This is a genomic window from Aeromonas sp. 160P (genome assembly GCF_055193095.1).
Genome location: NZ_JBUXKV010000001.1, coordinates 1,704,636 through 1,719,701 on the forward strand (window position 1 = coordinate 1,704,636; position 15,066 = coordinate 1,719,701).

Consider the following 15,066-nt stretch of genomic DNA (forward strand, 5'->3'; position numbering starts at 1 on the left):
GAATCATTAATATAGACTGCTTTACCCGCCTCCCTGCCCTGTTTTAGGCTAGGGCCACCTCTTCTGAACGGAAACGAGCCTCATGTTGCAACGCCTGCTCACCCTCTTGCTGCTCTCCCTTATCTTGTTGCCGCCCGCCGTGCGCGCCGACGATGCCATTGCCCAGGCTGAATCCCTGTTGCAGAGCGTGCCCAAGAGCGATACCCCGGAAAACCAGAAACTGCGGGAGAGCTACCAGCAGGCGCTGCAATTTGCCAGAGAGGCCGAGCGTTACCGGGAGCAGAGCAAAGCCTATCAGCAGATCCTCATCGACTACCCCAAGGAGTCGGCGCGCCTCAAGGATAGCCTGCACAACTATCAGCCCGCGGCTCGTCCGTCGCTGGCGAGCCTCAAGGAGGAGGCGCTGCGCCAGGCCATCGGCCTGAGCAGCAACCGTCAGCTTAACCTGCGCAAGGAGCGGCAGGGGGTAATGGATAGCCTCAACCAGCTGGAGAGCACCGGGCAGGAGTATCACCTGCGGGTGGATGATCTGCGCAAACAGCTACAACTGACCCGCAGTCAACTGGAACGACTGAGTTTCAGCAGCGAATCGGATCGCCAGCAGGAGGCCCAGTTGCTGCTGACCAGAATGAAGGAGCAGAGTCTCTCTGACCGGATCCAGATGCTGGAGCTGGAGCAGCTCTCGGCCCAGCAGCGCAACGATCTCGGCAAGCTGAAACTGCAGGAGCTCAATCTGGCCATCGCCGACGAGGATGAGTGGCAAGCCAGCCTGCTGACCCAGCAAAACCAGCTGCGGCGGGAGAAGACCGAGCAGGCGCTGGAGGAGAGCGAGCGGCTGCGCAAACAGCTCACCACCGACATGCCGCTGCTGCTGGAGCAGCAACAGCAGAATCAGGCGCTCTCCATCCAGCTCGGCACGCTGGAAGATCAGATTGAGCGGGTGCAGGACGAGCAGCGCAGCGTCGACAAGAATCTGTTTGCACTGAATGAGCTGGTCAACTCGGTGCGCGAACAGCTGGAGTGGCTGCAGATCAGTAATGCCTACGGCGAAAACCTACGCAGCAAACTTTCCGATCTGCCACCCCAATTCCCCCTCGACAAGCTGGAGTCCGCCATCGTCAACGCCCGCATGGCCAAGTACCAGTACGAGAGCGAGCAGGATGGCCTCAAGGATACCCGCCAGCTGCGCGACAAGCTGATGGCCGAAGAAGAGGTGACGCTGGATCGGCCGCAGCAAGCTGTGCTCGATAACCTGCTCAAGGCGCGGCGCCAGCTGCTGACCCGGCTCAACGACGCCTCCGATACCCTGATCCAGGAGCAGACCCGCCTCAAGCTGCTCTACAGCCGCCAGAACAGCAAGATCGACGAGATCCGCGAAATAAGCGCCAGCCACCTGTTCTGGATGCCGGATGTGCGCCCCTTTACCCCACAGGTAATGCTCGGCATTCCCGCCGCGCTGACCCTGGCCTTCAACCCGGACAACTGGCTGCAACTGCCCCATGCCATCGCCGAAAACAGCCCGCTGAGCCTCACTCTGGCCGGTATTGGTTTGCTGGTACTGGCCTGGAGCTGGTTCAAGCTGGCCCGTCACCTGAACCAGTATTGCGACCATATTGCGCCGCGGATCGGCAAAGTGACCCAGGACAAATTCAGCCTCACCAGCCGCTTGCTGCTGCGCTCTCTGCTTGCCGCCCTACCGCTGCCCGCCATGGTGCTGATGGTGCGCGGCCTGCTCGAAGGGGCCTGGCAATACCCGTTTGCGGTGGCGGTGGCGCGCGGCCTTGGTGAGATCTGGTTTCTGCTGCTGGCACTGGTGATGGCGCGCCATCTGACGCTGGAGCGAGGGATCCTGACTCACCACTTCCGCTGGCCTCGGGCACAGGTACAAAAGGTGTGGGGGCAGTTTCGCACCTTGCTGCTGGTGCTGATCCCGAGTTTTTTCGTGCAGGGGATGGCCAACAGCTATCAGGAGCACGCCTTCTACGACTCCCTCGGCCGGATGGCCTTCATGATCGGCGCCCTCTGGCTGCTGCTCTTTTTTGCCCGCCTCAACCGGGAGCGGCTGCCGCTCACCTGGGGCCAGACCGACATGAGCAAGCCCCATCTGCTGCACCACTTCATCTGGAACAGCCTGATGCTGGCGCCGCTGCTGGCGGTGATCGGCGCCCTGTTTGGCTACTTCTATACCTCGCGCACCCTGCTGCGCCAGCTGGAGCTGAGCCTGCTGGTGGGGCTGGGCTGCCTGCTGGTCTACTATCTGGCCAGACGCTGGATGCTGATCCAGCGCCGCCGCCTCGCCTTCGATCGCGCCAAGAGCAAGCGGGCCGAGATCCTGGCCCAGCGCGGTCGTGACGACAATCAGGAGGAGCTGAGTTCAGAGATCCCCGATGTGGTGGAAGAGAACGAGCTGGATCTCGATACCATCAGCGCCCAGTCACTGGGACTGGTGCGCACCCTGCTGATGCTGGGCTTCACCATGCTGGTGGTGGTGCAATGGTCGGATCTCAACTCCGCCTTCAGTTTCCTCAGCAATATCGAGGTGTGGCAGGTGAGCAGCAAGATTGGCGGCATCGAGCAGCTCTCGGCCATCACCTTGCAGGATCTGATGCTGACCGCCTTCGTCTTTATCCTGACCGTGGTGACCGCCCGTAACTTGCCGGGGCTGATGGAGCTGACCCTGCTGCAACATCTCAGCCTCTCCCCCGGTACCGGCTTTGCCCTCACCACCACCAGCAAGTATCTGATGATCCTGATCGGCGCCCTCACCGGCTTCTCCATGCTCGGTATCGACTGGTCGAAGACCCAGTGGCTGGTCGCCGCCCTCTCGGTGGGGCTGGGTTTCGGTCTGCAGGAGATCTTCGCCAACTTTGTCTCCGGTCTCATCATCCTGTTTGAAAAGCCGATCCGGCTCGGTGACACCGTCACCATCCGCGATCTCACCGGTACCGTCACCAAGATCAAAACCCGGGCGACCACCATAGTGGATTGGGATCGCAAGGAGATCATCGTGCCCAACAAGGCCTTCATCACCGAGCAGTTCATCAACTGGTCGCTCTCCGATGCCATCACCCGGGTCAAACTGCGGATCCGGATCGGGCTGACCCGAGATCCGAAACTGGTGCAGCGTATTCTGGAGGAGTCCATCCAGGCATCGGCCCTGGTACTGGAGACGCCGACCCCCGAGGTCTTCCTGATCGAGTTCACCGACTCGGCGCTGATCTACGAGATCCGCCTCTACGTCAACAACATGGATCACCGGATGCCCATCACCCACGAGGTTCACTCGCTGGTGCTGGAGAAGATGCAGCAGCAGGGACTTCCACTGCCCCATCAACAGATCGACATTCACCTGAGTCGCGGCTGAACCGCGAGGTAAGAGGAGCAAAACATGCAGATTATTGCCCACCGTGGCGCCAGCGGTCTGGCTCCGGAGAACACCCTCAAGGCGATGGCCAAAGCGCTGGAGCTGGGAGCGCCAGCTATCGAGATCGACGTACAGGCGGCCGATGGCGAGTTGTGGGTATTCCACGATCGGCGGTTGGAACGCTGCACCAACGGCAAGGGGGTACTGGCCGAACAAGCTCGCGCTTATCTGGAGCAGCTTGATGCGGGTGAGGGGGAGGTGATCCCGACCCTGTGGCAGGTGATGGAGATCATCGCCGGACGCTGCGAACTTCACATTGAGCTCAAGGGCGCTCATACCGCCGACGCGGTGGCAGCCTTGACCCTGCGGGCAGAAACAGAGCTCGGTTTTGCTGCCTGTCAGTGGGTGGTCTCCTCCTTCCACCACCCTGAGCTGGCCCGATTTGCCGCTTTGCGGCCCAATATCCGGCTCGGCGCCCTGACCGCCAACCTGCCGCTTACACTGGCGCAGTTTGCCGAAGATCTGGGGGCCTGGTCACTCAATTGCGATGTGGATTTTGTCGACCGGCTGCTGGTTGAAGATGCCCATCGACGCGGGTTAAAGGTGCTGGTTTATACCGTTGATTATCTTGAGGATTATGAGTCGCTCGCCAGCATGGGGGTCGATGGAATCTTTACCAATCGACCTGATCGTTTTTTGGTGCCATGAGGGCGCGATACACATATGGATAAGCACTGATTTAGGCGCTAACTTTAAATAGCAGTTCGGGATACAAAAAGTTCAACAACGGCCGATAGCTACTGGCTCATAACAATAACGTGCATATACACACTCTGACTGACGCTCACAAGGATGTAACCATGAACTTATCCATAAAAAACAAGCTGGTCCTTGCGATAGGGATCATTATTCTGGTGATCACCGGCCTGCAGGTCTGGTACAACACCACGCAACTGCGCAGTGAAACCCAGCGTCTGGTCTGGAACATCATTGACGAAAGCTCCATGGCTAACGTCAAGGGGATCTCCCGCTGGGTCGACTCCCGGATCAGCATTGTCAGCACCACCAAGGAAGCATTCGCCAAAGAAGATGAGCCCATCAGCCATCTGGCCCAGTCGATGAGCGCCGGTGGCTTTGACCTGGTCTATGCCGGTACCGCTGATGGCAAGATGATCCAGAGCAAGCCGACCGACTTGCCTGCCGGTTATGACCCCCGTCAACGCCCCTGGTACCAAGATGCCATGGCGGCAGGCAAGCTGGTCATCACGGCGCCCTATGCCGATATCTCCAGTGGCCAGTTGATCGTTACCATTGCCGAGCCGTTTCAGCGTGGCAACACTCAGGGGGTCATCGCCGGCGACGTCTCTATCAGCGCCCTTATCTCGGATATTCTGGCGGTCAGCTCCGAGGGCACCTACGCCATTCTGGTAGACAGCAATGGCACCATTATCGCGCACCCTGATGCCTCGTTGAGCTTGAAACCCGCCACAGCTCTGGCACCCGAGTTGTCCGCCTCTTACATCAACCAGATTGCCCATGACGGCATGATCAACGAGCTGGTGATCAGCGGCAAGAAAGAGGTCTTTGACTTCAACGCGATCCCTAATACCAGCTGGTATTACGGCATGATGGTGGATGAAGAGACCGCCTACCAGTCGGTACGCAGCATGGTCACCTCCTCCCTCATTCAGGGGCTCATCACCATACTGATCGTGGCTGGCTTCTCCTATGTCGCCATCAACGGCTCGCTGGCCCCCCTGAAAACCCTGGGCGAGGCGATTGCCGATCTCTCCCGTGGCAACGGCGATCTGACCCGCCGCATCAAGATCGAGCGTGAAGATGAGGTGGGTGCTGTTGCCAAACACGTCAACACCTTCATCGACCGGATCCATGTAATGGTGCAGGATATCTCCAACTCCTCCGGTCAACTCAACCAGCAGGCCAAGTCCTCCCACAGCATGGCGGAGAAGGCCAATCAGGGGCTGGCACGCCAGCAAAACGAGATCTCCCAGATCGCCACTGCGGTACACGAAATGTCAGCCACTGCGGTCGAGGTAGCCAGTAACGCTGAGCAGACAGCAGATGCGGCTCGCTCGTCTTCTAGTAGTTGTGAGCACGGCAAGCAGGTGATCGCTCGCAATCAGCGCTCCATCACTGATCTGGCGACCCAGGTAGAGCAGGCCTCCAACATCATTCAGGAACTGGAGAAGAACGCTCAGGAGATCAACACCATCCTTTCTACCATTCAGGGCATTGCCGAGCAGACTAACCTGCTGGCATTGAACGCGGCGATTGAAGCCGCCCGGGCGGGTGAACAGGGTCGTGGTTTTGCGGTGGTCGCCGACGAGGTGCGGGTATTGTCACAGCGTACCCACAGCTCCACCGTCGAGATCCGCAGCATGATCGAGACTCTGCAGCGCAACACCCAGGGGGCAGTCAGCACCATGCACGAAGGGCAACAGCTGGCACAAAACAGCGTGGATGATGCCAACAATGCCACCCATGCGCTGGAGCAGATCACCACCTCGATCAACCAGATCTCCGACATGGCGACCCAGATCTCCAGCGCGGCTGAAGAGCAACGGGCCGTCACCGATGAGGTCAGTCGCAACATTCAAGCGGTGAAAGATGTGTCTGACGAACTGGCGGTAGATGCGGACAGCTCCCGGAATCTCTCTGAACAACTTAAAAATATTTCGGGGGAGTTGAGCAATCAGGTCGGCATGTTCCGTATTTAACACAGATAGCCAGTGGCCTGTTGGCCCGGCTCTGATACAAAAATCCCCGCCTTGTCTGGCGGGGATTTTTTTGAGCCGCAGGGCATGTTTTCGCGCGGGTTCGATCAGGGGCTAAGCCTTCACCCTCACTTTCACCTTCATCTGGATGCCACGCTTTGCACCGATGCGCTGCGCAGGATCAACAGATGCAAACCCGTTGACCAAGGGGGCGCTGCTGGATGCGGATTGCCGCGCTGTGGTTCAGACCAGCCGGTGCTGGCGGCGACCGGCTGCGAAAGCGTTGATGTTATCGATCAGTTGATCGGCCAAGCGCTGCATCGACTCCTCGCTGGCCCAGGCCACATGAGGGGTCAGAATGAAGTGGGGGTATTGCAGGGCCTTCATCAGCGGGTGATCGGGGGGGGGAGGTTCGATACTCGCCACATCGAAGCCTGCGCCACCGAGCTGACCATTGGCCAACGCTTGCAGCAGCGCCTCCTCATCCACCAGTCCACCACGGCCGACGTTGATCAGCAAAGCCCCCGCTTTCATCAGCCCCAGCTCCCGCTCGCCAATCAGGTTACGGGTGTAGGGGGTCAGCGGGCAGTGCAGACTGATTACATCCGAGCTTTGCAGCAGTTCATCGAGGGGCAGCCGATCCTCATCGTGGCTGGCGCCAACCTGACTCTGGGCGTAGCGCACCGTCATCCCCATCCCTTTGGCACGCTCGCCAAGCGCTTGGCCAAGGGTGCCCTTGCCGATGATGCCGAGCTGCTTGCCATGTAGATCCATGATGTTGTGGTCGAAGAAGCAAAACTGGCCGCTCTGTTGCCAGCGCCCCTCCAGCAGCGACTGGCGCCAGCAGAAGAGGTTGCGCGACAGGGCCAGCATCAGCGCCATGGCGTGCTCCGGTACCGAGGGGCCCGAGTAGTTGCGGATGTTGCACACCCCGACGTTGGCGGCGCGGCATGCCGTCAGATCCACGTTGTCGCTGCCGGTGGCGGCCAGTGCGATGAGTTTGAGCTCCGGCAGTTGAGCCAGCTCGGCGGCCCCGATCCGCACCTTGTTGATGATGGCGATGCTGGCATCTTTCAGCCGCTCCACCACCTGTTCGGGGGTTGTGCGTGGATAGCTCTGCCAGTGATGGGGGAAGTTGGGGTGATGCAGGGTGATGCCCGCATCCAGGGTATCGCTGTCGAGAAATACGATTTGCTGCATGGACCTGCCTGCCATTTTCCGGGTCGAGAGGCCATGATGCCAAAGAGGATGCGGTCAGGGCCAGCCCGGCTCGGTGTCAAGCCGGGGCTTTATCCGGTAGATGTGAGCTTGCGCGCGCTTTGTTGCGCCACTGTGGGGGCTGGTTTAGAGCCAGCCCAGATGATTGAGCCAACCCTGAATGCGGGTAGGGGTCTCCCCCAGTTCCATTAGCGCGTAGGGGCGATAGTTGAGCTTGTGGCTGCGGCGGCTCTCGCTTCTACGGGCCTCTGCGGCCAAGAGTGGCCAGCGGCCGCCATCCTCCTGATAGAGATCGAGGGTGGGGATGGCAGCCTGAGCCACCTGTTTGGCCAGCATCTGATTACTCTGCTGATTGGGGAAAAAACCGTCGAGCAGCACCAGCGCATCGGGGGCGGGCAGCTGTTCGCTGGCGATAAGGTTGGCAGTCCAGGCGGCGCCCGTACCTTGCGCCAGGATCAGCTTGAAGCCCCCTTCTTGTAGCTTGGCATCGGTCAGTTTGCTGATCCGCTCGGCAAACTGCTGGCGAAATGCATCGCTGTTTTTCTGCTTCTTTTCGGCGGCAGGGTCGAATTCGGTCTGCTGGGGGGAGGGGAGCAGCAGCAGGGTATCAAAGCCCAGCTGGCTGAGGGCGCGGGTCAGTTGCCACAGCTGGCCGCTGCGCTGCCAGTCGGGCAGCAAAATGGCCAGCCCAAGGTAGTTTTCACTGTCGTGTTTGGCAAACAGCACCGTCTGCTTGTCGATCAGGGTGGCATCGGGCAGCCCTTGCCAGTCGCCGGCTTGCCAGTGATCGAGAGGGAGTGGTGCGGCGACGGGGGGGGCGACTTCGCTCGCTTGCGTCACGTTGCCAGCCAGCATGGTCAATAACAACAGTGATAAGGATAATCTGGCCATAGTGTGCTCCCCCGGTTAACAGGGTTAGCGGCGGCGGCGAGATTTTCTGAAGGTGGGGAGTGTGATGGCAAAGCGGAAGCAATAAAAAAGCGAGCCGGGGCTCGCTTTTTTGCACTCAAGACAAAGCGGTCAATTAGTTGACGCGACGCTTGAATTCGCCGGTGCGGCTGTCGATTTCGATCTTGTCACCGATCTCTACGAAGGCGGCAACAGCCAGCTCGTAGGTGGTGCCCTTCAGACGGGCAGGCTTGGTCACTTTACCGGAAGTGTCGCCACGAGCGGACGGCTCGGTGTACTCAACTTCGCGAACGATAGTGGTCGGCAGTTCCACGGAGATGGCTTTCTCGTTGTAGAAAGTTACTTCGCAGATGTCTTCCATACCGTCTACCAGGTAGTTCAGCGCGTCACCCAGGTTGTCTTTCTCGATGTCGTACTGGTTGTACTCGGTGTCCATAAAGACATACAGGGGATCGGAGTAGTAAGAGTAGGTGCACTCTTTACGCTCCAGCTGAACCACGTCCAGCTTGTCGTCGGCCTTGAAGACGGTCTCGGTGGCGCTGCCGTTCAGCAGGCCTTTGAGCTTCATTTTGACCACGGCGGAGTTACGGCCGGATTTGTTGAATTCAGCCTTCTGAACCACCATCGGCTCGGTACCGATCATGACTACGTTACCAGCGCGGATTTCCTGTGCGGTTTTCATGTAAAAAATTCCTGTTCGTGAAACGGACGGATAAAAACTGCCAGATTATATACGGCTTTCTAAAAATTTCACCAACCGCGTGACGAGATCCCCATCCCGGAGCAACTTCTGTGACCAGCTTCGCCCATGTTGCTGCCAAATGGCGCTATATCGGGGCCATTGGGCCCAAAGTTCGCCTGTCTCCTCCCCCTGATTGAGGGCATGGCTGAACTTTCGTAACCATGGGGCTGCATCTGCGGGCAGTGCGGCCAGATAGTGATCGAGGAAACCGTCCAGTTTGATCATGTGGGCCTGCTCTTCTTGCGGGTAGATGTGCCATAAGAAAGGGCGTGCAGCCCACTGGGCTCGCACGAAGGAGTCCTCCCCGCGCACCAGATTGAGATCGCAGCTCCACAGTAGCCGATCGTAACCGGCCTGATCGGTCATTGGCAGCAGCTTGATGGTTAGATTGCCCGAGTGGAGCAGATCTCCCGCCTTGGCGGTGGTGATGGAGCCTTCAATGCCCGCGCCCCGCAGCACATCCTGCAGCGAACGCCCCAGCGGCAGCAGCAAGGTGACGGGGGTAGTGCTCTGGCACCAGCTGTTGATCAGACTCACCAGCGCATCACTTTCGTAGGTAAAGAGGCTGATCCGCAGCTCGTTCTCTTGTTGCGCTGGCAAACCGAGACTGGCCCAGTAGGCAGCAAGGCCCGCCTTATCCTGTTGCCACCGCTCCCGTTCGGCGATGAGCCCCTGCTCACACAAGAGGCCACCGGTTTTAGGGGTGAAGCCCGGAAAGAAAAAGTATTTGTTGAGACTCTGGTTGCCGACTCGCTGGGGTGAAGCGAGGGCGTGGCAATCCTCGACCCAGCTCTCCGCCGAGAGGTACTCCAGATTGATCCAGCAGGGGGGCTTGGGTTGGCTGGCCATTTGTTCAATGAAGGAAGCGGGCAGCTCGCAGGCAAAGGCCTCGATCACCACCTTGGCCGGGGTTATGTCAGTCGGCAGGGTCTCATGCCAGTGCTGGATATAGATGCCCGCGACCCACTGGCCATCCTGCGCCGGATCTAGCCCCGGACAGATGCGGGCGAAGCTGGCCAGATCGTCCACCCAGAGCCGCACCTTACCATGCCCCTCATGCTCCAGCTGGCGGGCCAGTCGCCAGGTGACACCAATATCACCGAAGTTATCGACGACGCAGCAGAAGATATCCCAGTCAAAGGGGGGCAGTGGGCTTGTCATGGCTCGGGGTTCCAGATGCAAAAAAACCGGTGCGCAGGGTAGCACACCGGTGGATTGGCTTCTAACCATCAGCGCCTGATGGCGGTCTGCGGAAAGTTACTCCTTACCGTAGACGTTGTTCTCTTGCTCGTGCACCCGGATAAAGGTAGTGCGTTTGGTCAGTTCCTTGAGCTGGCTGGCACCGACATAGGTACAGGTGGATCGCACACCACCGAGAATGTCGCGCACGGCGTTCTCGACCGGACCACGATAGGGCAGCAGCACGGTTTTACCTTCGGAGGCGCGATACTCGGCAACGCCACCGGCGTGCTTGTCCATGGCACTGGAGGAGCTCATACCGTAGAACTTCATGAAGGGCTCGCCGTTCACATCAACGATCTCGCCGCCGCACTCCTCGTGGGCTGCCAGCATGCCGCCCAGCATCACGAAGTCGGCGCCGCCGCCGAAGGCTTTGGCCACATCGCCCGGGCAGGTGCAACCGCCGTCCGCGACGATCTGGCCGCCGAGGCCGTGGGCCGCATCGGCACACTCGATAATGGCGGAGAGCTGCGGGTAGCCAACGCCGGTTTTGACGCGGGTGGTGCAGACCGAGCCCGGGCCGATGCCGACCTTGACGATGTCGGCGCCGGAGAGGATCAGCTCCTCCACCATCTCGCCAGTCACTACGTTGCCCGCCAGAATGACGTGGTTGGGGCAGGCTTCACGGATTTTGCGCACGAACTCGACGAAGTGCTCGGAGTAGCCGTTGGCCACGTCAACGCAGATGAAGCGCAGTGCGTCGGACATGGCGAGGATCTGACGCGTCTTGGCGAAGTCATCCGGCGAGGTGCCGGTCGATACCATCACGTGGCCCAGCAGGGCCGGATCGGTGTCGTTGACGAAGGTTTGCCACTGCTCAAGGCTGTAGTGCTTGTGTACTGCGGTCATCATCTCGAAGCCAGCCAGGGTTCTGGCCATGGCGAAGCTGCCGACGGTATCCATGTTGGCGGCGATAACGGGAACGCCTTGCCATTGAGTCTGGGTGTGCTTGAAGGTGAACTGACGGGTCAGGCTGACTTGGGAACGGCTCTTGAGAGTAGAGCGCTTGGGGCGGAACAGGACATCCTTGAAACCGAGCTTCAAGTCTTCTTCGATACGCATTACGAATTCCTTATTGAGCCTTGTTGAAAGTCACTTTTGCAGTGGTCAATTTTCGGCAGGCGCAAAAAAACCGGTGGTTTTCAGGGCCTCCGGTTTACAACAGTGTAGGCAAAAATCCTGCCAGAACAAGACTGATAATTCACTCATTGTTGTGGTAGCCTTTGGCGTCACAACCTGAGGTTAACCACCAGCCTCATCCAGCACCGTCAGGTGCCTTGCTCCCCCTCGATATTCCCGCCCTCTTTTGCCGCTGCTCGGCCACCCTTTGTCGTCTCTCTCCTGACCCGCTAGGTATTATCCAAGTAACTGAAATAAATCGGATTGACCACTGATGCGGCTGTGGTAGATCTGGTCGCTGGATTGACAAGGCAGGGCAGTAAAATGGGCAAGATGATGGTGGGTGTGACCCTGATGCTGGCACTGTGTGGCAGTGCGCTGGCAGCGACCCAGGCCAGCTATGGCTGGATTGAGAAGGGACTTATTTTGCCCACCGGCGTGGCGGTGAAGATGAAACTCGACACCGGTGCACTCACCTCTTCCCTCGATGCTCGCTCTATCACCAGATTCAAACGGGGTGGTAAATCTTGGGTGCGCTTCATGCTGGTGGTGACCGATGCCGACAGCGGCAAACTGGTCAAACAGCAGTTCGAACGGCGGGTCGAGCGTAGCGTGACGGTGCGCGGGGCGGGCGGCATGGAGCAGCGGCCAACGGTGACCATGTCCATCTGTCTGGGGGACAAGGTGTATGAGGAGTGGTTCACCCTGCGGGATCGTAGCAAGATGATCTATCCGGTGCTGCTGGGCCGCCGCCTGTTGGCGGAGCTGGGCCCGGTGGATGCCAGCCGAATCTTTACCGTGCAGCCAGCTTGTCATTGAAAGCAAACAGCCCGTATCGCGGGCTGTTTGCTTATTACTTATCTTGCCGGCGGCAGCGGGAGTAACACACTCACTTCCAGCCCCCCTTCCGGCCGGTTGTGGACATCGAGATCGGCGCCGTGCAGCTGGGCAATACGCGACACTATGGCCATGCCGAGACCCACCCCATCCCCCTGCTGGGGATTGACCCGAAAGAAGCGTTCATACAGCCGGGGCAAGGCGCTGGTGGGAATACCGGGGCCATTGTCGCTCACATCCACCCTCACCCGGTTGCCCTCCCGCTCTACCCGCACCCTGATCTCCCCCTCCGGCTGGGTGTAGCGCAGCGCATTGTCGATCAGGTTGCTGAACAGCAGGTCGAGCAGGGTGGCCTGACCCATCACCAGCTGCGGCACTTCACACTCCAGCGACAGCTGCTGATCTTTTCGCAATGCGATGGGGGCCAGGGTTGCCAGGGTGCCTTGCAGCAGATGGCCCACCTCCAGTTCGGTCAAGACCAGCCCCTGCTGGTTGTCGATGCGGGCCTGGGTCAGCAGTTGGCGGATCAGCCGATCACTACGGTCGAGGGCCTGCAACATCTTGTGCAGTGACTGCTGACGGCTGGCGTCATCATCGGCCGCCAGGGCATTTTCACTGTGGATCCGCAGTACCGCCAGCGGGGTGCGCAGCTCGTGGGCCGCCTCGTTGGTGAACTGCTTCTCTCGCTCTATGGTCTCCGCCAGCGCCTGCATCAGCCGGTTGATCTCGTTGGTGAGCGGCGTCAGTTCATGGGCGCTCGTCTTGAGATTGAGCGGGCTCAGGTTGGCGGGATGGCGCTCGCTGATCGCTTGTGCCAGCTGGCGCAGGGGGGCCAGCCCGCGGGTGATGAGCCACCAGAGCAGGATCAGCAGGAAGGGGAGCGTCAGCAGCAGTGGCAGCATGGTGAGGGTGGCCATCTTGCTGGCCAGTTCGCTGCGCTCATCGTCCCGCTCCGCCACCACCAGCCAGGTCTGCTCCTGCTGGTTGTAGAGGGTGAAGGTACGCCACTGGTGGCGATCTTTTTCGACCGTGTCGAAGCCGATGGCCAGGGTGACCAGCGGCTGATCCGGGGCGCTGGGGGAGCGCAGCAGCAGCCCGCCCTGCTCGTTGAGCAGCTGGAAGTAGAGGTTGCGCTCGAACTCATGACCATAGGGGGTGGTATCCCGATCCTCGCCGCTCAGGTTGAGGCTGGCATCCTTCTGCCAATTGTCGGGGTTCTGCTGTTCCCACTCCTGATAGACGTTGCCGTTGGCGGGCAGTTGCCCCTGCTGGGCCATATAGCGGCCCAGCAGCTGGTTGGTGATGCGGGCTGACTGGGCGAGACGGGCATCGAACAGCTCCTCCATCTCATGGCTCGCCTCCAGATAGCCGATCACGGCGCTGATGGTGAGGCTGAGCCCCACCAGCGTCAGGATACCGGTCAGCAGAAAGCGGCGAATGGAGCGGGGGCGTTTCATCAGCTGGGGCTCCGGGTTGCCTGATCAAGCTGGGGGATGATATAGCCGACCCCGCGAATATTGCGGATAAGGTCGCTGTAGAACTTCTTGCGCAGATGGTGAATATGCACCTCTACCGCGTTGCTCTCGGCCCCTTCGTCCCAGCCGTAGAGGCTCTGTTGCAGCTGATCCTTGCTCAGCACCCGGCCGCTCTGGCTGATCAGCTCCTGCAGCAGCTTGTATTCATGGGGGGTGAGTTTGACCACTTCTCCCTGATAGGTGACCTGCTGGGATTCGGGATAGATGAGGATATCGCCATATTCCAGCACCGCCTGAGCCTGCCCCTTGCTGCGGCGCACCAGGGCGCGCAGGCGGGCGTTGAGCTCCTGCAGGGCGAAGGGTTTGACCATGTAGTCGTCGGATCCTGCATCGAGACCGATCACCCGATCGTCCAGCGCATCGCGGGCGGTGAGGATCAGCACCGGCAGCTGGTGGCCCTCCCGGCGCAGCTTGCGCAGCAGGCTGAGGCCGTCGATGTCGGGCAGATTGAGATCGAGGATCAGGGCGGCGAACTCGTCACTTTTGAGGGCCGTCAGGGCGGGTAGCCCCTGTTGCAGCCAGTCCACCGTGTAGCCGCTATGGCGCAGCGCATCCTGCATACCATCCCCCAGCATCACATCATCTTCTACCAGCAGGATCCGCATTCTTTTCTCCCTGTTTGTTGGGTGTCGCGATGTGGTTCAGCGCCAAGGCTTGCCGTGGCATAAACAACGCTGCCCACCAGTATGCAAGCTGGTGGGCAGAGTTTAAATAGATCTTTGATCCATCAGGGGTTTATAGCTTGGCCAGACGCTCGCGGATCTCCATTTTGCGCCCTTCGTCAGCCATTTCGCGGCCCGCACGGGCCGGGGCTGCGAACGCCTTGTCGAGATAGGTTTTGGCCTCGGCCTTGCGACCCTGATCGAGCAGGAAGTCGCCATAGAAGAAGTTGGGGTCGATGCCATCCGGATTGATGGCCAGCGCCTGCTTGAGCAGTTGCTCCGCCTTCTCGTCATCGCCAAAGCCGACCGGCCAGCCGGGCACCTGATAGTAGAGGGAGCCCAGACTGGTGTAGGCAGAACCGTCCAGCGCCTTGGGATCCTGCTTGAGCGCCAGCTCCAGCTTGGCCTTGGCCTCTTTCACCAGACTCAGAGCCCCCAGCCCTCCTTTGGCCCCCGCCCAGGTGCTCTTGACGATGGCAGACCAGATAAGCAGATCGGCGCGAAACGGCTCCTTGGCGCTGGCTGCTTCTGCCTGGGTGCTCAGGGTTTCGAGACAGCTCTCTTTCGCCTTGCCGGTCTGTTGATACTGGCAGACGGCCCACTGTTGCTGGATGGGTGCGAGGGCATCATCCGCGGCCATGACCGAGGTGGATCCCAGCAGGATGGCGATGGCACAAGAGGTAACTGATTGACGGAAAATGTTCAT

Annotated in this window: 12 protein-coding genes; 4 read left to right on the forward strand and 8 right to left on the reverse strand. The window is 59.9% G+C overall.

The annotated features are described in order from the left end of the window. The first annotated feature begins 82 nt into the window (after positions 1 to 82). The 3 genes from mscM to ACY8FN_RS08110 all read left to right on the forward strand — a co-directional run bounded on the left by mscM (position 83) and on the right by ACY8FN_RS08110 (position 6,102). Complete coding sequence (gene mscM, locus ACY8FN_RS08100) at positions 83 to 3,364, forward strand: miniconductance mechanosensitive channel MscM (RefSeq protein ID WP_463099695.1); 3,282 nt, start codon at positions 83 to 85, stop codon at positions 3,362 to 3,364. Between the two features lie 24 nt (positions 3,365 to 3,388). Beyond that, complete coding sequence (locus tag ACY8FN_RS08105; protein WP_463099696.1) at positions 3,389 to 4,072, forward strand: glycerophosphodiester phosphodiesterase; 684 nt, start codon at positions 3,389 to 3,391, stop codon at positions 4,070 to 4,072. A 152-nt stretch (positions 4,073 to 4,224) separates the two neighbouring features. Beyond that, the gene (locus tag ACY8FN_RS08110; protein WP_463099697.1) at positions 4,225 to 6,102 is read left to right on the forward strand and encodes a methyl-accepting chemotaxis protein; all 1,878 of its coding nucleotides are present in this window, start codon (positions 4,225 to 4,227) and stop codon (positions 6,100 to 6,102) included. 240 nt (positions 6,103 to 6,342) lie between these two features. Here ACY8FN_RS08110 and ACY8FN_RS08115 read toward each other — a convergent pair whose 3' ends face one another. The 5 genes from ACY8FN_RS08115 to ACY8FN_RS08135 all read right to left on the reverse strand — a co-directional run bounded on the left by ACY8FN_RS08115 (position 6,343) and on the right by ACY8FN_RS08135 (position 11,269). After that, on the reverse strand, positions 6,343 to 7,299 hold the full coding sequence (locus ACY8FN_RS08115; protein WP_463099698.1) for a D-2-hydroxyacid dehydrogenase: 957 nt from the start codon (positions 7,297 to 7,299) through the stop codon (positions 6,343 to 6,345). Positions 7,300 to 7,443: 144 nt separating this feature from the next. Further along, the gene (locus ACY8FN_RS08120) at positions 7,444 to 8,208 is read right to left on the reverse strand and encodes a DUF3530 family protein (RefSeq protein ID WP_438578830.1); all 765 of its coding nucleotides are present in this window, start codon (positions 8,206 to 8,208) and stop codon (positions 7,444 to 7,446) included. A gap of 133 nt (positions 8,209 to 8,341) precedes the next feature. Continuing rightward, positions 8,342 to 8,908 carry an elongation factor P gene (gene efp, locus ACY8FN_RS08125; protein ID WP_042022911.1) on the reverse strand — a complete coding sequence of 189 codons (567 nt, stop codon included), beginning with the start codon at positions 8,906 to 8,908 and terminating at the stop codon, positions 8,342 to 8,344. 45 nt (positions 8,909 to 8,953) lie between these two features. Further along, the gene (gene earP, locus ACY8FN_RS08130; protein WP_463099699.1) at positions 8,954 to 10,129 is read right to left on the reverse strand and encodes an elongation factor P maturation arginine rhamnosyltransferase EarP; all 1,176 of its coding nucleotides are present in this window, start codon (positions 10,127 to 10,129) and stop codon (positions 8,954 to 8,956) included. 96 nt (positions 10,130 to 10,225) lie between these two features. Beyond that, entirely contained in the window at positions 10,226 to 11,269 is a 1,044-nt protein-coding gene (locus tag ACY8FN_RS08135) for a GMP reductase (RefSeq protein WP_101321027.1), read from the reverse strand. Positions 11,270 to 11,650: 381 nt separating this feature from the next. Here ACY8FN_RS08135 and rloA3 point away from each other — a divergent pair, with 381 nt between their 5' ends. Next, positions 11,651 to 12,145, forward strand: a complete 495-nt coding sequence (gene rloA3 / locus ACY8FN_RS08140) for a retropepsin-like aspartic peptidase RloA3 (RefSeq protein ID WP_463099700.1) — start codon at positions 11,651 to 11,653, stop codon at positions 12,143 to 12,145. A 38-nt stretch (positions 12,146 to 12,183) separates the two neighbouring features. Here rloA3 and ACY8FN_RS08145 read toward each other — a convergent pair whose 3' ends face one another. The 3 genes from ACY8FN_RS08145 to ACY8FN_RS08155 all read right to left on the reverse strand — a co-directional run bounded on the left by ACY8FN_RS08145 (position 12,184) and on the right by ACY8FN_RS08155 (position 15,066). Beyond that, positions 12,184 to 13,620, reverse strand: coding sequence for an ATP-binding protein (locus tag ACY8FN_RS08145; RefSeq protein ID WP_463099701.1), 1,437 nt, complete (start codon positions 13,618 to 13,620; stop codon positions 12,184 to 12,186). Then, the gene (locus tag ACY8FN_RS08150; protein WP_463099702.1) at positions 13,620 to 14,303 is read right to left on the reverse strand and encodes a response regulator; all 684 of its coding nucleotides are present in this window, start codon (positions 14,301 to 14,303) and stop codon (positions 13,620 to 13,622) included. Before ACY8FN_RS08150 ends, ACY8FN_RS08145 begins: the two co-directional genes overlap by 1 nt. A gap of 130 nt (positions 14,304 to 14,433) precedes the next feature. Continuing rightward, positions 14,434 to 15,066, reverse strand: coding sequence for a tetratricopeptide repeat protein (locus tag ACY8FN_RS08155; RefSeq protein ID WP_463099703.1), 633 nt, complete (start codon positions 15,064 to 15,066; stop codon positions 14,434 to 14,436).